The sequence below is a fragment of the Rhizobium sp. M10 genome (genome assembly GCF_002531955.1).
Taxonomy (GTDB): Bacteria; Pseudomonadota; Alphaproteobacteria; order Rhizobiales; family Rhizobiaceae; genus Rhizobium; species Rhizobium etli_C.
Window position 1 is genome coordinate 236,520 of record NZ_NWTA01000008.1, and the last position, 21,511, is coordinate 258,030.

Below are 21,511 nucleotides of genomic sequence, written 5' to 3' on the forward strand. Positions count from 1 at the left end.
AGACATGTTTTCTTCCGTCACTATGACATGGTTAACGGTGTATTTCAATAAAAGTGGTGGGGGAAGAAAGCGGTTAGGGGTCTCATCGACAGGCCGCATTTCCTTCTAACCCTCGCAGCTGGCGCGAGGCTTTTTGGCCACCCGCTCACCCGGTTCTCCTCGCCAGCGGACCATTTGCCCGCATCAACGCCATCAGCATCGGCCCGAGCGAGAATTCGCCGCGTTCCGCCCGCCGGGTCAGGTCGCGCAGATAGCCGCCGGCCGAGTTGATATGGCCGCCTCGTTCCAGAATGCAGGCGATCACCGTGGCGGCGTTTTCCGGCCCCATGATATCGCAGGCCAGTTGATAGGCGCTCGGGCTGACGCCCAGCGTCGAGCGGACGATGACGGCCGCGGCCATCAGATCCCGCCAGCTGCCGATCCCGCCGCCCGGCCCATAAGCGGCGATCTCGGGGCAGGCCTGCAACACCATGGCAAGCGGGAAGGACTTTGGCGGCTCCCGCCACGCCCGCGGTTCTTCCTCCGGCTTTGCGCCCTGCTTCGTTTCGAAGCCTGGTTCAAGTTCAGATATTAGGTGTGGGTTTGAATTATGTATGTGCCGACCGTTTTGGCTGTCATTGGCGTCTGTTTTTTCTGTTTTCGTTTTCGATTCCAGCGTCTTGATGATCATTTCGCGGAACGCTTCGAGATCCGCCAGCAGGCTTCTCATCTCCGCAGCCGACGGACGGCGCGGCAGGCTGGCCGACAGCAGATTGAAATGCTTCTGCATCTCGATCCATTCGCCCGCAATTTCCTCTTCCAGCGCGATCTCGATCAGCTTGGCGATGTCACGCCGGCAGAGCGTCAGGCGCTCCCTCAGGCGCTTCCATTCGAGCCTATCGGCCATCACCTGAGCCGCCTGCGCTTCGATCTCGCCGGCGCGGGCAAGAAGCGGCGCCAAGCTGAACCCGAAGGCCTCGCCAAACCCGCCCTCACCGTTGCGGCGGGCAAACCGTTTGCCGTTCGGGCTATCGCGCCGGATGATCAGGCCGGCTTCCACCAGCATCGCCAGGTTCCGCCGCAGCGTCGTGCCGGCCATGCCATGCGTGCGCAGCGAGAGCTGCTCATTCGAAGGAAAAACCACGAAGCCGTTGGCCTCGGCAATCTCGTTCTTCGGATAGAAGGTCAACAACGCGTTGAGAACGGCAAGCGCACGATCGGATACGCCGATCATGTCCTTTGCCTCGCAGAGCGAGCGAAAGATCTTCCACTTGTCGACCGATGCGTCCGGATCGACCTTGCTGGCGCTTTCCTGGCTTGCCAGCATGCCAAGCGTCATCGATCGCCGCCCAAAGGGCGTCGATACATATTGAGGCTCCATGTCCCTCACCTTTTTTTCAAGGCAAAAGAAATCTTACCACCCAAAAGGATGCCGAAGATGCTTGACAGTGATTCGAGGAAGTGCGATTCTCAGATTGTCCAGATATGAGAAAGGCTTCCGCGACGGCAACGTTCGGAGGCTTTTTTCTTTTGCGGCCTACTCTCCTGCTTGCAACTTGCCGGCCCGATAGGCTTCGTAAAGCTCATCGAGACGGCGTGAAATGTAAGCGCCGAAATCCGGCGCATCGCCTGTTTTCAACGCTATCGTGAAAGAATTGCCGGCGCTTCTGATTCGCCCGGCAATCTTGCCGCCGCTCTTCGGCTTCCAGTCATATTCCGTGGGCTCCGGCTTCGCCTCTTTCCTGGCGAGCTCGGCAACCAAAAGCTCGAAACGGCGGTCGCTCTCTTCCGCCATAAACTGTTCCGAGGCGATAAGCTTCGCAAGCCGCGCCGCCGTCATCCCGTTCCAGTCCTGGGCCAGCGCCATCCATTTACGCCGTCCAATGCCGGGGGCAGCTCCCACGGAGCGGACGATCTCGGCCGGGATGGCTTTTGCGACCGACAGCAGCTTCGACAGCTCCGTCTTGTCGGTCGACAGCGCCTTCATGATGACAGGACGCTCAAACCCCTTGAGCTCGAGATTGAAGGCGAAGACGGCGCGTTCGATATAGGAAAGGTTCCGGCGCGCCGAGTTCTCGATACCCTGCGCGATGACGACATCGGTATCGTCGAGCTGACGGACGATCGCCTGCACTTTGCGTCCGAGCAACCTGACGGCCTGCAGGCGTCGATGGCCGTAGGCGATCTGGTAGCGGGCCTCGTCATCAGGATGGCGACGAACCAGAACCGGCACTTCCTGGCCATTCTCGGCAATCGACTGCACCAGCTCGTCTTCCATATCGAGCGGCTGGTCGGCAAGCCGGTCGCGCACGAAGGAGGAATCGATCAGATCGGGATCGAGTTCGACGATGCGTTCGCCGGAGAGCAAGGCCTCCTGCATCGCCCTGCTCTCTTCCTCCATGCGCCCGAGGGTCAGCGCCATCGTCCGGACCGGCCCGGCCGATCCGCGTGAAGAAGACTCCTCGTAGTTGGCCGCGGCCAACTCCTGCGCCGTATCGTCGAAAAGACCTTTGAGGCGATCGCGTCTGCTCATGTCCTGCCCCAGGCTTTGTGAATGCCGACAAGAACCTCGCTGTTGGCGGCATTGACCGATTCCAACGCCCGATCGTAAGTCGAGCGGCGCACCTGCCCCTTCTCGATTTCGAAGAGCGTCTGCTTGGTCAGGCCGGCATCGGCAATCGCCGTCGATTTGAGAATGGTTGCCGTCAACACGTCATCGCCGAACAGGCTGCGCAACAGCGCAACGATCTGCGACTGCGGTGCATCGAAAGGTTCGTGGCGGGTGACGACATATTTGATGAAGTCGTGCTGCAGGTCGCCGCCGGCCTTGCGAACGACGGAGAGCAGATCCGAGGTCATCAGCAGGAACTGCGACATGGACGCGACGTCGACCATCTGCGGATGGATGGTGATGAGCAGCGATGTGGCGGCGCAGACGGCTCCGAGGGTGAGATAGCCGAGCTGCGGCGGGCAATCGATCACCACCACGTCGTAATCCGCCTCGACCTCGGCAATCGCCACGCCGACCCGGCGGAAGAACAGCTCGGCCGGCTTCTGGCGATCATTGAGCGCCCGCGGGGTCTCGTGCTCGAACTCCATCAGCTCGAGATTGCCCGGCACCAGATCGAGCCCGTCGAAATAGGTCTTGCGGACAATCTCTTTCAGTGGCTTGCGTCCGGCATCGTAGCGAATTGCGCCATAGAGCGTATCGCCGTCGGAGAGATCGAATTCGGGCTGCACGCCGAGCATGGAGGAGAGCGAGGCCTGCGGATCGAGATCGATGGCAAGCACCCGGTAACCGGCCAGCGCCAGATACTGCGCCAGATAGAGTGTCGTCGTCGTCTTGGCCGAACCGCCCTTGAAATTGGTCACGGCGACCGTCTGCAGCTTCTCGCCGGGACGCCGCCAGGGAAGATAGCTGAGCGCATCCTTCGGCTTCAGCTTCGCCATATAATGGCGCAATTCATTGATTTGGCCGAGCGTATAGGAGCGCCTGCCATTCGGGGAAAGTTCCGGCTGCGGCCCCTTGCCATCCAGCGAAAGCTGGCGAAGATAGCCGTCGGAAACGCCGATCATCTGAGCGGCCTCGCCGGAGGAGAATGTACGCAGCGTCTTCTGCGAAAGCGGCGGAAACAGCTTGTCACGCAGCAGCTTCAACTGCCGCGACAGCTGGTTCGCATGCCGCTCGATCCGCACATCTGTCGTCGATACGCTAATGTTGTCCAAAACACCCAATCCTTTTCGATGCGCTTTTCTGTCAACATAGCGTCAAAAAGCGTATCGAAAGTGACACGATTCGGGATTTCCGGCAACAATAGGGGCCAGGGCCTCATCGGCGGCCCGGTTGGCCGCGGCCAACTCCCTGCCCTGCCCTTGCGGCGACCCGGCTTTTTCGGCAAGACCGCCAGGAATCATGGGAGTATCGGCGTGAAGCACATCCATATCATCGGCATCGGCACGGGCAACCCGGAGCACGTCACCATACAGGCAATCAATGCGATGAACGCCGCCGACGTGATCTTCCTGCCGCTCAAGGGCGCGGCCAAGGAAGAGCTTGCCGAGGTCCGCCGCGAGATCTGCGAGCGATATATCACACGGCCGGGGATCCGGATTTCAGAATTCGCAGTGCCGCAGAGACAGACGGCGGACAGAAGCTACGCGCAAAGCGTCGACGCCTGGCATGGCGAGATCGCCCATATCTATGGAGAGCTGATCGCCGGCCTGCCCGAGGATGGCCGCGGCGCCTTTCTGGTCTGGGGCGATCCCAGTCTCTACGACAGCACGATCCGCATTATCGAACGGGTGCGGCAGCAAGCCGACCTGGATTTCGATTACAGTGTCGTTCCCGGCGTCACCAGCATCCAGGCCCTGGCGGCCAGCCACAAAATCCCGATCAATCTCGTCGGCAAGCCGATCGAAATTACCACGGGGCGCCGGCTGGCGCGGGAGGGGCTCCAGGCGCCCACGACGGTCGTCATGCTCGACGGCGAACAGGCTTTTGCGAAGATCGACGACCCAGATGCCGAGATCTTCTGGGGCGCCTATCTCGGTACCGAGGACGAGATCGTCCGATCAGGGCGGCTCGGCGATGTCGCGACCGATATCCTCACCCTCAGGAGCGAGGCCCGGCAACGGCATGGCTGGATCATGGACATCTATCTCCTGCGCAAGGGACGGGATTTCGAGGAATAGCCGGCCGACCGTTTCCATCATGTTTTGCCGCGTCTGCCGCGATCATGTAAGACACGGACAGAGGATTAAGAATGGGCAGTGAGACCGCCAAGGCGATCGACAGAAGAGACGCGACGGACGGCCGTGATCGCGCGGCGGCGAAGAAGCGCGCGCGCGGCGCCTGCCCCGCCCTTGCCGCGCCGATGCCGACCGGTGATGGCCTGCTCGTGCGGCTGCGGCCGGCCGGCGGCGCGTTGACGCTCTCGCAATTCTCCGCCCTTGCTCGCTCAGCTGCGGCGCATGGAAACGGCATTCTCGAGATCACCGCACGCGGCAATCTGCAGATCCGCGGGCTGCGGGCCGAGACGGTCGGACAGCTCGCTTCCGATATCGATGCCGCCGGGATCACCATGCCGGACGGGCCGGCGATCGAGATCTCGCCGCTGCATGGCATCGACCCGGAAGAGGTGAGCGATCCGGCCGCAATGGAACTGGCCCTGCGCAGCAAGCTTCAGGAACTGCTCGCCTCGCCGCGGCTTGCGCCGAAACTGTCGATCGTCATCGACGGCGGTGGAACCTTTGGCTTGTCGGCGCTTTCCGCCGATATTCGTGTCGTCGCACTATCCCAAGCGCATTGGCTTGTCGCCATCAACGGCGATGGCGCGACCGCAACCCCGGTCGCGGCCGGTCCTGCGGAGGCGGCCGTCTCGGCCCTAGGCGAAATCCTGGTTCTGCTGGCAATGCTCGGGCAGGGCAGTCGGGCACGGGATATCGATCCGGTGCTTCTGCAAACACATTTTCCCGCCATGGCCGCCATCCGATCCATTCAGTCGTGCTCGGCAAGGATGCCGCTACCGGGCCTGCATAGGCTGGCGGACGGCAAAGCCGTGCTCGGCGTGCGGCCGGAATTCGGCCAGACGAGAGCGTCCGACCTGACCGCCCTGCTCGATCTCGCCAAAGCCTCCGGCGCAACGGCCATCCGGCTGGCGCCGGGTCGCGGTTTCTTCTTCCTCGGCCTGCCGGCAGAGAGAGTGCCGGCGATCAGAGCCGCGGCCGCCCAATATGGCTTCAGCGCGCAACCTGGCGAGAAAGCGGAGCATATTGCCGCCTGCGCCGGCGCCGGCGCCTGTGGCTCCGCCTTCTACGAGACACGAACGCTGGCCCGCCGCATCCTGGCCGCCGCACCCGACCTGTTCGACGGCTCGCTGACGCTGCATCTCTCCGGCTGCGCCAAAGGCTGCGCGCATGTGCGCCCGGCGCTGACCCTGACCGGCACGGCTGAAGGTTACGATCTCATCCTCAACGGGTTGGCAATGGATCGGCCGGATGAACGGATCGCTGGCGGACGGATCGATTTCGCTATAGAGAGGCTCGCCCGCTCCATCGAAGATAACAGAGGCGCTGGCGAATCGACCGCCGCCTGCCTTACACGGCTTGGCGCAACCGGCGTTTCGAAGGCGCTGCGACAGGAATAGGAATGCCAGACTACGATTATATCCGCAGCGGCGACGCGATCTATGAGCGTTCCTTTGCGATCATCCGCGCCGAGGCCGATCTTTCGCGCTTCACCGAAGAGCAGGCCGAGATCGCCGTGCGCATGATCCATGCCTGCGGGCTGGTCGAAGCGGCGGAGCATTTTGTGTTTTCCGCCGATGTCGTCAGCGCGGCGCGCGAGGCGCTGAAAGGTGGGGCACCGATCTTCTGCGACGCGGAAATGGTCGCTCAGGGCGTTACCAGGGCACGGCTGCCGGCGATGAACGAGGTGATCTGCACGCTGCGCGATCCCGCCACGCCGGAGCTTGCGGTTAAGACCGGCAATACGCGCTCAGCCGCCGCCATGCATCTGTGGCTCGACCGGCTCGGCGGAAGCATTGTCGCGATCGGCAATGCGCCGACGGCGCTGTTCCACCTGCTCGAACTCTTGCGCGACGGCGCCCCGAAACCCGCTGCCATCCTCGGCATGCCCGTTGGTTTCGTCGGCGCGGCGGAATCGAAAGATGCGCTGGCGGAAAATTCCTATGGCGTCCCCTTTGCCATCGTGCGCGGCCGGCTCGGCGGCAGCGCCATGACGGCGGCCGCCATCAATGCGCTGGCGAGGCCGGGCCTATGACAAAACAAGGCCGCCTGATCGGCGTCGGCACGGGTCCCGGCGACCCGGAGCTCCTGACCCTTAAAGCCGTCCGCGCTATCGAAGATGCCGACGTCATTGCTTACTTCGCCAAAGAGGGCAGGGGCGGCAACGGCAAGGCGATCGTCGAGCCGCTGCTGAAATCCGGCGTGACGCTGCTGCCGCTCTATTATCCCGTCACCACCGAAATCGACAAGAACGACGAGCGTTACCGGAGCCTGATCACCCAGTTCTATGACCGGTCCGCCGAGGCAATCGCCGGCCATCTCGATGCCGGGCGGACCGTCGCCGTGCTCAGCGAGGGCGATCCGCTGTTCTACGGCTCCTACATGCACCTGCATGTCAGACTTTCCCAGCGTTACCAGACGGAAGTGATCCCCGGCATCAGCGCCATGTCGGGCTGCTGGTCCTTGGCCGGCATGCCGATCGTCCAGGGGGATGACGTGCTATCCGTACTGCCCGGTACGATGGCCGAGGCCGAGCTGACGCGTCGCCTGGCCGATACGCAAGCCGCCGTCATCATGAAGGTCGGTCGCAATCTGCCGAAAATCCGCCGGGCGCTGGAAACTGCCGGACGACTCGGCGAAGCCGTCTATGTCGAACGCGGCACCATGGCGAATGCGGCCATGGCAAAGCTTGCTGACAGGGCTGACGGCGATGCGCCGTATTTTTCGCTCGTCCTGGTGCCGGGCTGGGAGGGCCGCCGATGAGCGGCGCGCTTTTCGTAATCGGCACCGGTCCCGGCAATCCCGAACAGATGACGCCGGAGGCATTGGCTGCCGTCGACGCAGCGACGGATTTCTTCGGTTATGGACCCTATCTCGACAGGCTGCAGCTCCGCCACGATCAGCTGCGCCATGCCTCGGACAATCGCGAAGAGCTCGACAGGGCAGGGGCGGCACTTTCGATGGCAGCCGACGGCGCCAAGGTCTGTGTCGTCTCCGGCGGCGACCCCGGTGTCTTCGCCATGGCTGCCGCCGTCTGCGAGGCGATCGAGAACGGACCGGCCGCCTGGCGCGCGGTTGATCTCACCATCCTGCCCGGCATCACGGCGATGCTGGCGGTGGCGGCAAGAGCCGGTGCGCCGCTTGGCCACGATTTCTGCGCCATCTCGCTGTCTGACAATCTAAAGCCTTGGAATATAATAGAAAACCGTCTCGAATTGGCGGCCAGGGCCGGCTTCGTCGTCGCCCTTTATAATCCGATCAGCCGGGCGCGGCCCTGGCAGCTCGGCGAGGCCTTCAAGCTGTTGCGCGACCATCTGCCGGCAATGACACCGGTCATATTCGGCCGCGCGGCCGGACGGCCGGACGAACGTATCGCCGTACAGCCGCTGTCGCAGGCGGATGCCTCGATGGCCGATATGGCGACCTGCATCATCATCGGTTCGGCCGAAACGCGGATCGTCACGCGGCCCGGCAGGCCGGACCTCGTCTACACCCCGCGTTACATGGCAGAGGGGAAGAGGTGATCGATCGCCGCCAGCGCCGCCTCGACCGTTTCGACCGTCTTGACCGTGGACGCCTCAGCACGCGTGACCATCATCACCTCGATGCCGAGCAGGCGGGCTGCCTCGATCTTCGCATAGGTGGCGACGCCGCCGCTGTTCTTGGCAATGATGACATCGATATGGTGCTGCCTCAACAGAGCCAATTCGCCTTCCAGCGTGAACGGACCACGATCGAGGATATAATCGACATTCGCAAGCGCAAGCGGCGGCTCGACGGGGTCGACACTGCGAACGAGATAGTGATGCTGTGCTGCCGCTTCGGCATAATGCGCACCCTGCCGGCCCGTTGCCAGGAAAACATGGCGGGGGGAGGGGCCAAGCGCCTCAATGGCCGCCGGAATGCTCCGCACGTCCCGCCAATGATCACTCGGCAGGCGCTGCCATTCGGGACGACGCAGAGCGATCGCGCTTATGCCGGTGGCCTCGGCAGCATGGGCGGCATTGGCGGAGATGCGCTCGGCGAAGGGATGCGTGGCGTCGATCAGCAGATCATATCCGCCCCCGTTCAGGAAATCGGCGAGCGCCGCGGCGCCGCCGAAACCACCGATTCGAACCGGAACCGGCTGCGCAGCCGGTTTTTCGGTGCGACCGGCCAGCGACAGAAGAACGTCGCAATCGTCGCGCGCCGCGAGCGCTTCGGCCAGCAGGCGCGCCTCGCTGGTGCCGCCGAGGATCAGAATGCGAGGTCGTCCCATGTCTGATCTCTCTCCTCCCGGCAATCAGCCCTGGCTGACTATTATCGGCATCGGTGAAGATGGTCCAGAAGGGCTGGGCGAGGAGGCGAAAAGGCTGATCGCCAGCGCACCGGCCGTCTTTGGCGGCGCACGGCATCATGCGCTGGCGGCGCCGCTGATATCAGGTGAGAGATTTTCCTGGCAGAGCCCGTTCGCGCGCTCGATCGAGGCCATCCTTGCAAGGCGCGGCACGCCGGTCGTCGTGCTCGCCTCCGGCGATCCGTTTCTCCATGGCGTCGGCGCAACGCTCTCCCGCCATGTGGCGGTGGAAGAGATGCGTACCATCCCGGCGCCTTCGGCCTTCAGCCTTGCCGCCTCGCGCCTTGGCTGGCCGCTGCAGGACGTCGCGACGATTTCGCTGCATGGCAGGCCGATCGACCTGATCCGGCCGCATCTGCACCCTGGACGGCGCATCATCGCGCTGACCTCGGACGAGAACGGGCCTCGCGCGCTGGCAAACCTGCTTGCCGCCGATGGTTTCGGTCAGTCACAGCTTACGGTTCTCGAGGCTCTGGGCGGCGCGCGGGAACGGCGCAGAAGCGCGATCGCCGCGGATTTCGATCTGGCGGACATCGATCCCCTCAATGTCTGCGCCCTCCATATCGCGGCAGGGGAGGGGGCGCGCATTCTGCCTTTCGTCGCCGGGCTCGAGGACGAACTGTTCGAGCATGACGGACAGATCACCAAACGCGAAACCCGGGCAATGACGCTGTCGGCGCTCGCGCCGCGGCACGGTCAACTGCTCTGGGATATCGGCGCGGGTTCGGGATCGATCGGCATCGAATGGATGCTTGCCGACCCGTCGCTGAAGACGATTGCCATCGAGCAATCGCCGGAGCGGGCGGCGCGGATCGCCCGCAACGCATCCGCCTTCGGCGTGCCGCATCTTGCCGTCGTCGAAGGCGCAGCACCCGGCGCGCTGGCGGGCCTGCCGGAGCCGGACGCGATCTTCCTCGGCGGCGGCGGCAGCGAGCCCGGCGTCATCGATGCTGCCGTTGCGGCGCTGAAGCGGGGAGGGCGGCTCGTCGCCAACGCCGTGACGCTGGAGATGGAAGCCGTGCTGCTCTCAGAACATGCAAAGCGCGGCGGCTCGCTGACGCGCATCGAAATAGCGCGCGCGGGGCCTGTCGGCGGCATGAGCGGCTGGCGGCCCGCCATGCCGGTGACGCAGTGGCGCTGGACGAAAGGATGACGGAATGACGGTGCATTTCATCGGCGCGGGGCCAGGGGCTGCGGATCTGATCACGGTGCGTGGCCGCGATCTCATCGCCCAGTGCCCGGTCTGTCTCTATGCCGGTTCGATCGTCTCTCCCGAACTGCTGCAATATTGCCCGCCGGGCGCGCGTATCGTCGATACCGCGCCGATGTCGCTCGACGAGATCGAGGCGGAATATCTCGCCGCCGCGGCTGCCGGGCAGGATGTCGCAAGGCTGCATTCCGGCGATCTCTCGGTCTGGAGTGCGGTGGCTGAGCAGGTGCGCCGGCTGCAAAAACACGGCATCGCCTATACGATGACGCCGGGTGTTCCGGCCTTTGCCGCCGCTGCCTCCGTGCTCGGCCGCGAACTGACGATCCCGGCCGTGGCCCAGAGCCTGGTGCTCACCCGCGTTTCCGGCCGCGCTTCGCCGATGCCGAATGACGAGACGCTGGCGAAATTCGGCACCACCGGCGCCACGCTGGCGATCCATCTGGCAATCCATGCGCTGAAGCAGGTGGTGGCGGAATTGACGCCGCTCTACGGCGCCGACTGCCCGGTCGCGATCGTCGTCAAGGCCTCCTGGCCGGACGAGCGCGTGCTGCGCGGCACACTCCGCGATATCGAGGCAAAGGTTGCGGCCGAGCCGATCGAACGCACGGCGATCATCTTCGTCGGCCCATCGCTTGCGGCAGAGGATTTTCGCGAGAGCTCGCTTTACGACCCCGCCTATCAGCGCCGGTTCAGGGGCCGCGAATAGATTAATGCGGTCGGCCGCTCGCCAGCGGCCGACCGCATCGACAATCGTGGCGACGCTTCATGACAGCGCCGCAGGTCTTTGCAGTCTCAAACTCGTGCGGTGAGATGATCCATGCTGGTGCGTAGCGCTGCAGCCGGGTCCTTGACGGCATGCACTTCGGCTGCGAAGGGCTCGAAGGAGAACGGACCCTTGTAGCCCGCCTGCAGCAGCGCCTTGATCTGCCCGGCATTGTCGAGCCGGTCGTCGCCGTCGACGAGCACGCGATGGGAATCGCGCATATCGGCAACCGACACAGAGGGGTCGCTGACGCCGGAAATGTGGACGAGACCGGCAAGCTCCGGGAAGGTCGCCGCTTCGCCGGCAAGGTGATGGTGGAAGGTGTCGTGGACGAGCTTGAAGGTCGATTGCGCGCCGAGTTCCTTGATCGCCTCGGCCGCCTCGGTCTTCGAACGCAGCGAGCAGATCTCGAAACCGAGCGGCTCGACGAGGCCGATGATCCCAGCTTTCTCGAGCATCGGCTTCAACGCCGTCAGGGACTGGCGCAGATTGGCCTGCCGTTCGCCATCGGCGCAGCCGGTGCCATCGTTCTTCGGAACGAGGACGAGCGCCTTGGCGCCGCAGGCGCTGGCATAGTCGATCAGTTCCTGCGCTTCGCCAGCCCGGGTTGCATTCCATTCGTTGAAGCGCTGCAGCGCATTGATCGAGATGATCGTCAGCCCGTGGCTCTCGGCGGCTTGCTTGATCGCTTCGGGTTTGGTCCCGTCGAGAATGGCGTTGCCGGAAAGGTCGTTGCGGATCTCGACCGCGTCGATGCCGAGCGACTTTGCCAGCGCGAAGAAATCATCGATGGCAAGCGACGGCGCGGCCATATGGTTGAGCGCAAAGCGGATCGAAGTCATGGCTGGTATTTCCTCCTCGTCTCCGCGTCGTGGCGGAGCAGTCCTCGTGAATAGTCCGGGAATCTCTATCGGAATTTGCCTGGCAATCCATCCGTCATCGCTCACGCGTCGCTCTCATCGCTGAAAGAATTTCCGTCGGAATGATGGAATTCCATCATTTCTCAGATGTTCTCCGAAATATGAATGTCGAAAGGCAGGAAGATCTGCCCGGGAACAGCGGTTTCGCCGTTTTCGATCGCGCTCCTCATCAGAGCCATTAGCTCCTTGCAGAGTGCCGGCAACGGAGTGCCGATCGCCATGGCAACGATTTCGTCGGCAAGACCCGCCTTGCTATCGGGTGTCAGCTCGTTGACCACGAGGACGATTCTGCCGCCGACGTCCTCTTCGCGGATCGCCGAGATCGCACCTTCCATGCCGCCGCCGCAAACGTAAAAGCCGACGAGATCGGGATGTTTCTCTAACAGTGTCAGCGTTGCCTCGTGGGTGATCTCCGGGGTATCCAAGTTGATCAACGTATCGATGACGTCGAATTCCGGCGCGTTTTCACGAAAATAGGAACGAAAACCGATCTCGCGCAGCTCATGCCCGTGAAAACGGTGGCTGCCGACGAAACAGGCGACTTTGCCCGGCACACGGGCAGTCTTGGCAATCACCCAGGCGGCGGTACGGCCGACCTTGCGGTTGTTGACGCCAATATAGGCATTGCGTACCCCTGAGGCGAAGTCGGAAAGCAGCGAAAAGACGGGAATGTCTCTTTCCCTCAGGTCCTCGATTGCCGCCGTCACCGCAGGATAGTCTGGAGCGACGAGAGCGATGGCCTGATTGCGGGCGCCGAGGGCCTTGAGCTTCTCGACGATCGCCGCCGGTGTCGAAGCGGAGGGATAGTCGATCTGGATCTGGAGACGGGCGGTGGTCACGGCACGCGCCGCCACTTCGATCTCGCGAGCGAAAGCCTGATAGAAGGGTTGCATCGGCTTCTGTAGCAGGAAGGCCAGCCTGTATTGCGGCAGATCCTCGAAGACGCGTTGCCGGATGAGACCGACGGCATGGTAGCCGATCGACTGGGCTGCATCATAAACCCGCCGCGCCGTTTCCTCGCGCACGCGGTGGCGACCGTTGAGAACCCGGTCGACGGTGGCAACACTGACGCCCGAGGCGCGGGCGAGATCGGAGATGGTGGGACGGCGCATCGGGGTTCCTGATAGATTCGATCATGGATGCAAGCCATTTCTGATGGCTTTTGATAGATTATATCAAGCCTGCATTGAGCGCCTAACAAAGTCAACCTATCCTCCCAGGCAGGGCAACGGGAGGCAGATGATGGCGACCCAGACAAAGAAACGTGACTACGATCTGCTTGGCGAAAGCGGCCGCACCGCCGTCGAGATGGGGCTGGCGGCAGCACAATGGTACCACACCGATATTCCGCGCAAGGAGATGAAGGCGCTGATGCAGCGCTCCGATGCGCCGGCGATCCGTGACACGGTCATCTGGCTCGGCAGCATGGCGGTTCTTGCCGGGCTCGGCATCTATTTCTGGGGTTCGTGGATCGCCGTGCCCTTCTTCCTCGCCTATGGCGTGCTTTACGGCTCGGCCTCCGACAGCCGCTGGCACGAATGCGGTCACGGCACCGCTTTCAAGACGCGCTGGATGAACGACGCCGTCTACCAGATCGCCTGCTTCATGATCATGCGCAATCCGGTGACCTGGCGCTGGAGCCATGCGCGCCACCACACCGATACCGTCATCGTCGGCCGCGATCCGGAAATCGCTGTGATGCGGCCGCCGGACCTCCTCCGGCTGGTTCTCAATTTCTTCGGCATCCTTGACGTCTGGCACGCTGTCATCGACATGCTGCGCAACGCCTTCGGTGTCGTCAGCGCCGCGGAAAAGACCTTCATTCCCGAGATGGAGCAGCCCAAAGCGATCCGCATCGCCCGCATCTGGCTGGCGATCTATCTCGCCACGATCGCCGTCGCAATCGCCACCGGCTCGATCCTGCCGCTGATGCTGATCGGCCTGCCGCGTCTCTACGGCGCCTGGCACCATGTGCTGACCGGGCTGCTGCAGCATGGCGGGCTTGCCGACAACGTCATCGATCACCGGCTGAACAGCCGCACCGTCTATATGAATCCCATCAGCCGTTTCATCTACTGGAACATGAATTACCACGTCGAACATCACATGTTCCCGATGGTGCCCTACCACGCGCTGCCGAAGCTGCACGCGATGATCAAGCACGACCTGCCGGCGCCGAACCCGTCGATCCTCTCCGGCTATCGCGAGATGATCCCGGCCTTCCTGCGCCAGCTGCGCAACGAGGATTATTTCCTGAGGCGGGAACTGCCGGCCACCGCGCGGCCCTATCGCGAGGAATTCCACAACGAACTGGCGCCGGCGGCGCAATAATCGAAAATCGAGGAGGACAAAGATGAGCGGAAACTGGATCGAAGTCTGCGGCAAGGACGAGATCGACGAAGAAGATGTCATCCGCTTCGATCATGGCGGGCGCACCTTCGCGGTCTACCGCAGCCCCGACGACGAGTTCTTCGCGACCGACGGGCTCTGCACGCATGAACATATCCATCTCGCCGACGGCTTGGTGATGGATGAGATCATCGAATGTCCGAAACATAACGGCCGCTTCAACTACAAGACCGGCGAAGCCAAGGGCGCCCCGGTCTGCGTCAATCTCAAGACCTATCCGGTCAAGGTCGAAGGCGACACCGTCTTCATCGCTGTATAAGGAGGCGGGCGTGGCTCATTTCGTCATCCTGGGTGCGGGCGAATGCGGTGCCCGCGCCGCCTTCGCCTTGCGGGAAAATGGTTTTGACGGCGAAATAACGCTTGTCGGAGCCGAACCCCTGCACCCCTATGAGCGGCCGCCGCTTTCGAAGGCGGGGGCCGATGCGAGCGATCCGAAATTCATCGTTGCCGCGGAAAAATACGCCGAAAACCACATCCGGCTCCTGACCGGCCTGGAAGCTACGGACTTCGATCCCGCCTCCAGGACCGTCACGCTTTCGAATGGCACTGCGCTTCTCTACGACAAGCTGCTGCTGGCGACGGGCGCGGCCGCGCGATCGTTCCCCGGCGCCCCGGAGGACAGTCCGCATATCCGCGCGCTTCGGACCCATGACGATGCGGCGGCGCTGCGCGAGGCTATGAAACCAGGACGGCATATCGCCATCATCGGCGGCGGCTTCATCGGCCTGGAGCTTGCGGCGACGGCGCGCCTGCTCGGCGCCAAGGTCACCGTCATCGAGGGGCTGGAACGGGTGCTGAAGCGCGGCGTGCCGGAGGAGATCGCTCATCTGCTCACCGAGCGCCACCGCGCCGAAGGCGTCGATATCCGCTGCGGCGTCTCCATCGAGGCGCTGACGGCGGAAGGCGGGAAAGCCCGCATCCGATTGTCGAGCGGCGAGGTGATCGAAGCCGATCTTGCTCTCGTCGGCATCGGCGCGCGGCCGAATGTCGAGATCGCGCAAAGGGCGGGGCTGACGATCGAAAACGGCATTGCCGTCGACACCTACCTCCGGACCTCGGCGCCTGACGTTTTTGCGGCCGGCGACTGCTGCTCCTTCCCGCTGCCGATCTATGGCGACCGGCGGGTGCGGCTCGAATCCTGGCGTAATGCCCAGGAGCAGGGCACATTGGCCGCGGCCAACATGCTCGGCCTCGACGAAGCCGTTTCATCGGTGCCGTGGTTCTGGTCGGATCAATACGACATGACGCTGCAGATTGCTGGCCTTGCCGAAGGGGCGGCCACGCATTACCGCCGCGACCTCGGCGCCGGCGCCTTCATTCTTTTCCATCTCGACGCCGACGGACGGCTGATCGCCGCCAGCGGCATCGGCCCGGGCAATGCGGTGGCGCGCGACATCAGGCTTGCGGAAATGCTGATCGCCGCACGCACCCACCCCGCCCCGTCGGCGCTGACAGCCGCCGACGTCAAGCTGAAATCCCTTCTGGCCGCCTGAGCCGTCCGACATTTTCAAAGGAATTGATGATGAAAAAACATAAGCGTGCAACCGTCGCCGATCTGCTTTCGGAAAAAGGCAAGCGCCAGCTGACCATGCTGCGCGTCACCTCGCTGGAAGAGGCGGAAGCGGCCGAAAAGGCGGGGATCGACATCGTCTCAGTGCCGCCATCGCTGCTTGGTCCGGTCTTTCGCGAGATCGCGCCCACGCCCTTTGCCATTCCGGGGCTCGAATATGGCGACCATGTTTCGGCCGAAGACTATCTGCGCGCCGCCTTCGCGGCGCTGAAGGCCGGCGGCGACGCGGTCTATTGCGCCGCCAGCCTACAGATCGTCCGGCGCCTGCGCGATGAGGGCATTCCCGTTTGCGGCCATCTCGGGCTGATCCCGTCGAAGGCGACCTGGACCGGCGGCTTCCGCGCCGTCGGCAAGACGGCGGCGAGTGCGGCCGAAATCTGGCGGCAGACCAAGGCGCTGGAAGAGGCCGGCGCCTTCGCTGCCGAAATCGAAGTCGTGCCGGGCGATGTCGCTGCCGCCATCAGCAGCAATACTTCGATGCTGATGATCTCGATGGGGGCGGGCAGCGGCTGCGATGCCCAATATCTCTTCGCCGACGACGTGCTTGGCGCCAACCGCGACCACTATCCCCGCCATGCCAAGGTCTACCGCAACTTCGCCGCCGAACACGACCGGCTGCAGCGCGAACGCATCGCCGCCTTCACTGAATTCGCCGATGATGTCCGAACCGGCGCCTACCCGGAAAAGCGCCATCTCGTCGGCATCGAGGAAAGCGAATTGAAGGCTTTCCTGGATCGGCTGGCGGGCGAAACGGGGAATAGCTGAGCGTCTGTTCTTGCCTTCGCTTGCGCTCAGCGCATTCGCTCCTATCGTCGCTCACCCCCTCATCTGCCTGCCGGCATCTTCTCCCCGCTGGGGAGAAGGGGGATGTGGCAGCGTCTCGCCCTCCTAAAAGGTTCGCTTGCAGAAAACGAAGCTTGCATCTTGCTCCCCCTTCTCCCCAGCGGGGAGAAGATGCCCGTAGGGCAGATGAGGGGGTGAGGAGCGCCCGCGACGAACGCCTTGAGCGCAAGCGAAAGGCATCTTCACGAGAGACAGAGAGATGTGGAAGGCCCGCGAAGTGGCTTCCGTTCCATTGGCTTCCGCTCCCGCCTGTGTCAGGAATGACCCATTCGGAACGGAGTATTCGGCCCCCTGTGACGATCGGCTTTGCGCATGCGGAACTGATTGCGGTGCTCGTCGCAGTGACGGGGGATGAGCCGCGCGTGATGACCATCCGGTCCGGCGGCGCGCTGCCGTCAGGTCCCTTCGAAATGGGCCATCGCACCCTGCAATCAGGCCTGCGCGAATGGATCCAGGAACAGACGGAGCACCCGGTCGGCTATCTCGAGCAGCTCTATACCTTCGCCGACCGCGACCGAAACAACGACATCCCGGGCGGGCGGACGATTTCGATCAGCTATCTCGGCCTCGTCAACGAGCAGGCGGGCGCCGGCCGGCCGGGATGGCACGGCTGGTACGACTATTTCCCCTGGGAAGACCATCGGCAGGGCCGCCCGGCCGTGCTGGATGAGATCATGACGCGCCTCGGAAGCTGGGCGGATGCCGATCCGGCCCGGCGTGATCACCGCCATCGCCGCGCCGATTTCACCTTCGGCCTCGATGGCGGCGGCTGGAACGAGGATCTGGCGCTGCAACGCTACGAACTGCTCTATGAAGCCGGGCTCGTGGCCGAAGCCGGATGTGCTGGTGAAGCCAATCTCGGCCGGGCAATGTTTGCCGATCACCGCCGCATTCTCGCGACCGGGATCGCCAGGCTGCGCGCCAAGATCAAATACCGCCCCGTCGTCTTCGAGCTGATGCCGGAGAGCTTTACGCTGCTGCGACTGCAGCGCACCATCGAGGCGCTCGCCGGGCTGACATTGCACAAACAGAACTTCCGCCGCCTGATCGAACAGCAGGAACTGGTCGAGGAGACCGGCGGCACGGAAAGCGAAACCGGCGGCCGGCCGGCCAAGCTTTTCCGCTTCCGCCACACCGTGCTCGAGGAACGGGCACTCGCCGGAACGAAATTACCGCTCTCCCGCAATTGACATATGCTCAGAACGAGAATATCTCTTTGCCCATGATATGCTCAAATAGAGCATAATTAGGAGCCGGCCATGAATCATCCTGTTTCCGCATCCTCGCTCTATGAGCGCGTCAGCCGCGTCATCCCCAAAGCCGAATGGATGGCGTTCGAGAACGACGTCGACGCCATCCTCGCGCTCAAGCGCCGCCGCAACGCCGTCATTCTCGCGCATAATTACCAGACGCCGGAGATCTTTCACGGCGTGGCCGATATCGTCGGTGACAGCCTGGCGCTCGCCCGCAAGGCGATCGAGGTCGATGCCGACGTGATCGTGCTCGCCGGCGTGCACTTCATGGCCGAGACCGCCAAGCTGTTGAACCCTGAGAAAACCGTGCTGATCCCGGACCTCGGCGCCGGCTGCTCGCTGGCGGATTCGATCACACCGGAGGATATCGCGCTGTTGCGCCAGGCCCATCCCGGCGTGCCCGTCGTCACCTATGTCAACACCTCGGCCGCGGTGAAGGCCGCCTCCGATATCTGCTGCACCTCGGGCAACGCCAAACAGGTGGTGGAATCGCTCGGCGTGCCGAAGGTGCTGATGATCCCGGACGAATATCTGGCGCGCAACGTCGCCCGCGAGACCGATGTCGAGATCATCGCCTGGCACGGCCATTGCGAAGTGCATGAACTCTTCACCGCCGACGATGTCCGCCAGCTGCGCGAAAACCACCCCGGCGTGACGGTGCTCGCCCATCCGGAATGCCCGCCCGACGTCGTGGCCGAGGCCGATTTCGCCGGCTCCACCGCCGTGATGTCGGATTATGTCGGCAGCCGGAAGCCGGCGCGTGTGGTGCTGCTGACAGAGTGCTCGATGAGCGACAACGTCGCCGTGCACCATCCCGGAGTCGAGTTCATTCGTCCCTGCAATCTCTGCCCGCATATGAAGCGGATCACTCTCGCCAATATCCGCGCCGCGCTTGAGGAAAACCGCCATGAAGTGACGGTCGATCCGGCAATCGCCGCTGCGGCGCGGCGCGCCGTCGAAAGGATGCTGGCGATATGAGCGAACGTCTCGATCATCTTGGCGGGCGCACCGTCATCGTCGGCAGCGGCTTGGCCGGGTTGATGACCGCACTGACGCTGGCGCCGGAACCCTCGGTCATCGTCACCCGCGCTGCCCTCGGCACACAGACCTCGAGCGCCTGGGCGCAGGGGGGCATTGCCGCCGCCATCGGCGCCGACGACAGCGCGGCGCTGCATCTGGCCGATACGCTTGCGGCCGGCGACGGGCTCTGCCATCGGACCGTCGCGGCCGGCATCATCGCCGAGGCGCCGTCGGCAATTGCAGCGCTGGAACAGGCCGGCGTGCGCTTCGACCGCAATGCGGCGGGAGAATTCTCGCTCGGACTGGAGGCGGCCCATAATCGCCGCCGCATCGTCCATGCCGAAGGCGACGGCTCGGGTGCGGCAATCATCGCCGCCTTGGTGCGGGCCGTGGCGCAGACGCCCGCCATATCCGTGCTCGAAGGCTTCGAAGCGCGGCGGATTCTGATGGACGGCGACGAGGTCGCCGGCCTGCTCTGCGCGACCGCGGGTGGAGCCGCCATCCTGCCGACCGGAAAGGTGGTGCTCGCCACCGGCGGCATCGGCGGTCTTTATGATGCGACCACCAATCCGCTCGGCAATTTCGGCCAAGGGATCGCGCTCGCGGCACGGGCAGGTGCCGATCTCGCCGACATGGAATTCGTCCAGTTCCATCCGACGGCGCTCGATTCACGCCGCAGGCCCTTAGCGCTGGTCAGCGAGGCGGTGCGCGGTGAGGGGGCCTTGCTCGTCAACGAACGCGGCGAGCGGTTCATGGCCCGTATCCCGGGCGCCGAGCTTGCGCCGCGCGATGTGGTGGCGCGCGCCATCAGCGCCGAGATCGCCCGCGGCGGCAGGGTCTTCCTCGACGCTCGTGACGCGCTCGGCAGTCGGTTTGCCGCACGCTTCCCTGTTATCGCAGCTCTTTGCGGTGAAGCCGGAATCAATCCGGCGAAAGACCTCATTCCGGTGCGCCCGGCCGTTCACTATCACATGGGCGGGGTCGCGACCGATGCCAACGGCCGCAGCTCGGTTCCCGGCCTCTGGGTTGCCGGGGAGGCGGCATCGACCGGCCTGCACGGCGCAAACCGGCTGGCCAGCAATTCACTGCTGGAGGCAGCGGTGATGGGCATGCGGGCGGCGCGCGACATAGCGGGCATGCCGGCACGCACCGGCAGTCCCTGCCAATCCGAAAGGCTGCCGGTGTCGACCGACGCATCGCTTGTCCGGCCGATCGTCTCGCGCCATCTCGGCGTGCTGCGCAATCGGGATGCCGTCCAGGACGCGATCGCTGCCCTGCTGCCGCTTGCCGAAAGTGGCGGCCCTGCCGCCGATCCGGCCATCGTCGCGCTGTTGATCGCCGTCTTTGCCGGCCTGCGGATGGAATCGCGCGGCGCCCATGCCCGCACCGATTTTCCGCTGAAGCTCGCCGATGCGCAACGCCGACGGATGCGCCTTTCCCAGGCGTTGGAGATCGCCCGCGCAACCCCGCCCTATGCCCTTGCCAGGAGTGCCTGAGATGAGCCTCGTTCCCCTTCCGCGCCTGATCGTCGAGCCGCTGGTGCGGGCGGCCTTGCTCGAAGATCTCGGCCTCGCCGGCGACATCACGTCGGCATCTGTCATCCCTAGGGATCACCGCTCGACGGTGGTGATGGCCGCCCGTCAGCCGGGCGTGATCGCCGGTCTCGACGCGGCCGAGCTCGCTTTCACGCTCGTCGATCCCGAGATCGTCCTGCGACGCCATGTCGAGGATGGCGACGCGGTCAAACCAGGCGACGTGATCGCCACCATCGAAGGTCCGTCGCGCGGCCTGCTCACCGCCGAGCGCACCGCACTGAATTTCCTCGGCCATCTCTCCGGCATCGCCACCGTGACGGCCGAGATTGCCGCCGTCATCAGCGGCAGCAAAGCTTCTGTCGCCTGCACGCGCAAGACGACGCCGGGGCTGAGGGCGCTGGAGAAATATGCGGTGCGGGCCGGCGGCGGCATGAACCACCGTTTCGCCCTTTATGACGCCGTGCTGATCAAGGACAATCACGTGGCGATCGCCGGCGGCGTTGCCGAGGCGATCCGCCGGGCCCGGGCCGGTGTCGGCCATCTGGTGAAGGTCGAGGTCGAAGTGGACAGGCTCGATCAGCTGCATGAGGCGATGGAAACAGGCGTCGATGCCGTTCTGCTCGACAATATGACGCCGGATCAGCTGCGCGAGGCCGTCGCCGTCGTCGCCGGCCGGGCGATCACCGAGGCATCCGGCCGGGTGACGCCGGCAACAGCCGCCGCAATCGCGGCCTCCGGTGTCGACCTCATTTCCGTCGGCTGGCTGACCCATAGCGCGCCGGTGCTGGATATCGGCCTCGATTTCGTCGAGGCCGCAACCGCGGCGGAACCCCGCGCCAAACGCGTCGCACCGGTGCTGTGATCCTCGGCTCTGCTCGCTGAAATTGCCGGCCATCGAGCCTCGCTCGGCTGAAATAACGGACGGCA

21 protein-coding genes are annotated in these 21,511 nt (G+C 64.0%); 15 read left to right on the forward strand and 6 right to left on the reverse strand.

The features are described 5' to 3' along the window. Nucleotides 1-145: 145 nt before the first annotated feature. The 3 genes from repC to repA form a co-directional block, all read right to left on the reverse strand. Entirely contained in the window at nucleotides 146-1,360 is a 1,215-nt protein-coding gene (gene repC / locus CO671_RS15795) for a plasmid replication protein RepC (RefSeq protein ID WP_097606699.1), read from the reverse strand. 156 nt (nucleotides 1,361-1,516) lie between these two features. Then, nucleotides 1,517-2,512 carry a plasmid partitioning protein RepB gene (repB, locus tag CO671_RS15800; RefSeq protein WP_097606700.1) on the reverse strand — a complete coding sequence of 332 codons (996 nt, stop codon included), beginning with the start codon at nucleotides 2,510-2,512 and terminating at the stop codon, nucleotides 1,517-1,519. Next, the gene (gene repA, locus CO671_RS15805) at nucleotides 2,509-3,705 is read right to left on the reverse strand and encodes a plasmid partitioning protein RepA (protein WP_097606701.1); all 1,197 of its coding nucleotides are present in this window, start codon (nucleotides 3,703-3,705) and stop codon (nucleotides 2,509-2,511) included. The genes repB and repA overlap by 4 nt, the downstream gene beginning before the upstream one ends. 201 nt (nucleotides 3,706-3,906) lie before the next feature. On the opposite strand from repA, the gene cobF reads away from it, so the two are divergent. The 5 genes from cobF to CO671_RS15830 all read left to right on the forward strand — a co-directional run bounded on the left by cobF (nucleotide 3,907) and on the right by CO671_RS15830 (nucleotide 8,249). Continuing rightward, nucleotides 3,907-4,671, forward strand: a complete 765-nt coding sequence (gene cobF / locus CO671_RS15810; protein WP_097606755.1) for a precorrin-6A synthase (deacetylating) — start codon at nucleotides 3,907-3,909, stop codon at nucleotides 4,669-4,671. A 71-nt stretch (nucleotides 4,672-4,742) separates the two neighbouring features. Continuing rightward, nucleotides 4,743-6,125 (forward strand): precorrin-3B synthase, encoded by a 1,383-nt coding sequence (gene cobG / locus CO671_RS15815; RefSeq protein WP_097606702.1) that lies wholly within the window; start codon nucleotides 4,743-4,745, stop codon nucleotides 6,123-6,125. 2 nt (nucleotides 6,126-6,127) lie between these two features. Beyond that, on the forward strand, nucleotides 6,128-6,760 hold the full coding sequence (locus tag CO671_RS15820; protein WP_097606703.1) for a precorrin-8X methylmutase: 633 nt from the start codon (nucleotides 6,128-6,130) through the stop codon (nucleotides 6,758-6,760). Then, nucleotides 6,757-7,488, forward strand: coding sequence for a precorrin-2 C(20)-methyltransferase (locus CO671_RS15825; RefSeq protein WP_097606704.1), 732 nt, complete (start codon nucleotides 6,757-6,759; stop codon nucleotides 7,486-7,488). The genes CO671_RS15820 and CO671_RS15825 overlap by 4 nt, the downstream gene beginning before the upstream one ends. Continuing rightward, on the forward strand, nucleotides 7,485-8,249 hold the full coding sequence (locus CO671_RS15830; RefSeq protein WP_097606705.1) for a precorrin-3B C(17)-methyltransferase: 765 nt from the start codon (nucleotides 7,485-7,487) through the stop codon (nucleotides 8,247-8,249). The genes CO671_RS15825 and CO671_RS15830 overlap by 4 nt, the downstream gene beginning before the upstream one ends. On the opposite strand, the gene CO671_RS15835 is transcribed toward CO671_RS15830, so the two are convergent. Then, nucleotides 8,225-8,983 carry a cobalt-precorrin-6A reductase gene (locus CO671_RS15835; RefSeq protein WP_097606706.1) on the reverse strand — a complete coding sequence of 253 codons (759 nt, stop codon included), beginning with the start codon at nucleotides 8,981-8,983 and terminating at the stop codon, nucleotides 8,225-8,227. The two genes, CO671_RS15830 and CO671_RS15835, sit on opposite strands and share 25 nt — an antisense overlap. On the opposite strand from CO671_RS15835, the gene cbiE reads away from it, so the two are divergent. Further along, the gene (gene cbiE, locus CO671_RS15840) at nucleotides 8,982-10,214 is read left to right on the forward strand and encodes a precorrin-6y C5,15-methyltransferase (decarboxylating) subunit CbiE (RefSeq protein WP_097606707.1); all 1,233 of its coding nucleotides are present in this window, start codon (nucleotides 8,982-8,984) and stop codon (nucleotides 10,212-10,214) included. The genes CO671_RS15835 and cbiE overlap by 2 nt on opposite strands. A gap of 4 nt (nucleotides 10,215-10,218) precedes the next feature. After that, the gene (gene cobM / locus CO671_RS15845; RefSeq protein WP_097606708.1) at nucleotides 10,219-10,977 is read left to right on the forward strand and encodes a precorrin-4 C(11)-methyltransferase; all 759 of its coding nucleotides are present in this window, start codon (nucleotides 10,219-10,221) and stop codon (nucleotides 10,975-10,977) included. Nucleotides 10,978-11,063: 86 nt separating this feature from the next. Here cobM and CO671_RS15850 read toward each other — a convergent pair whose 3' ends face one another. Continuing rightward, a complete protein-coding gene (locus CO671_RS15850) occupies nucleotides 11,064-11,876 on the reverse strand; it encodes a TIM barrel protein (RefSeq protein WP_097606709.1) in 813 nt (270 codons plus the stop codon). Nucleotides 11,877-12,037: 161 nt separating this feature from the next. Continuing rightward, entirely contained in the window at nucleotides 12,038-13,066 is a 1,029-nt protein-coding gene (locus CO671_RS15855) for a LacI family DNA-binding transcriptional regulator (protein ID WP_097606710.1), read from the reverse strand. 130 nt (nucleotides 13,067-13,196) lie between these two features. Here CO671_RS15855 and CO671_RS15860 point away from each other — a divergent pair, with 130 nt between their 5' ends. From CO671_RS15860 to nadC, 8 genes are all read left to right on the forward strand, one after another. Beyond that, the gene (locus tag CO671_RS15860) at nucleotides 13,197-14,285 is read left to right on the forward strand and encodes a fatty acid desaturase family protein (RefSeq protein ID WP_097606711.1); all 1,089 of its coding nucleotides are present in this window, start codon (nucleotides 13,197-13,199) and stop codon (nucleotides 14,283-14,285) included. 22 nt (nucleotides 14,286-14,307) lie between these two features. After that, nucleotides 14,308-14,622 carry a MocE family 2Fe-2S type ferredoxin gene (locus tag CO671_RS15865; RefSeq protein WP_010028639.1) on the forward strand — a complete coding sequence of 105 codons (315 nt, stop codon included), beginning with the start codon at nucleotides 14,308-14,310 and terminating at the stop codon, nucleotides 14,620-14,622. A 10-nt stretch (nucleotides 14,623-14,632) separates the two neighbouring features. Then, nucleotides 14,633-15,856, forward strand: coding sequence for an FAD-dependent oxidoreductase (locus tag CO671_RS15870; protein WP_097606712.1), 1,224 nt, complete (start codon nucleotides 14,633-14,635; stop codon nucleotides 15,854-15,856). Between the two features lie 26 nt (nucleotides 15,857-15,882). Further along, nucleotides 15,883-16,698, forward strand: a complete 816-nt coding sequence (locus CO671_RS15875) for a 3-methyl-2-oxobutanoate hydroxymethyltransferase (RefSeq protein ID WP_010031211.1) — start codon at nucleotides 15,883-15,885, stop codon at nucleotides 16,696-16,698. Between the two features lie 338 nt (nucleotides 16,699-17,036). Beyond that, nucleotides 17,037-17,966 (forward strand): hypothetical protein, encoded by a 930-nt coding sequence (locus CO671_RS15880; RefSeq protein WP_170964990.1) that lies wholly within the window; start codon nucleotides 17,037-17,039, stop codon nucleotides 17,964-17,966. Nucleotides 17,967-18,035: 69 nt separating this feature from the next. Next, nucleotides 18,036-19,007, forward strand: coding sequence for a quinolinate synthase NadA (gene nadA, locus CO671_RS15885; protein ID WP_097606715.1), 972 nt, complete (start codon nucleotides 18,036-18,038; stop codon nucleotides 19,005-19,007). After that, nucleotides 19,004-20,545: an L-aspartate oxidase gene (locus CO671_RS15890; protein ID WP_097606716.1), complete on the forward strand. Its 1,542-nt coding sequence runs from the start codon at nucleotides 19,004-19,006 to the stop codon at nucleotides 20,543-20,545. Before nadA ends, CO671_RS15890 begins: the two co-directional genes overlap by 4 nt. Next, entirely contained in the window at nucleotides 20,523-21,446 is a 924-nt protein-coding gene (nadC, locus tag CO671_RS15895) for a carboxylating nicotinate-nucleotide diphosphorylase (protein ID WP_170964991.1), read from the forward strand. The genes CO671_RS15890 and nadC overlap by 23 nt, the downstream gene beginning before the upstream one ends. Nucleotides 21,447-21,511 lie beyond the last annotated feature (65 nt).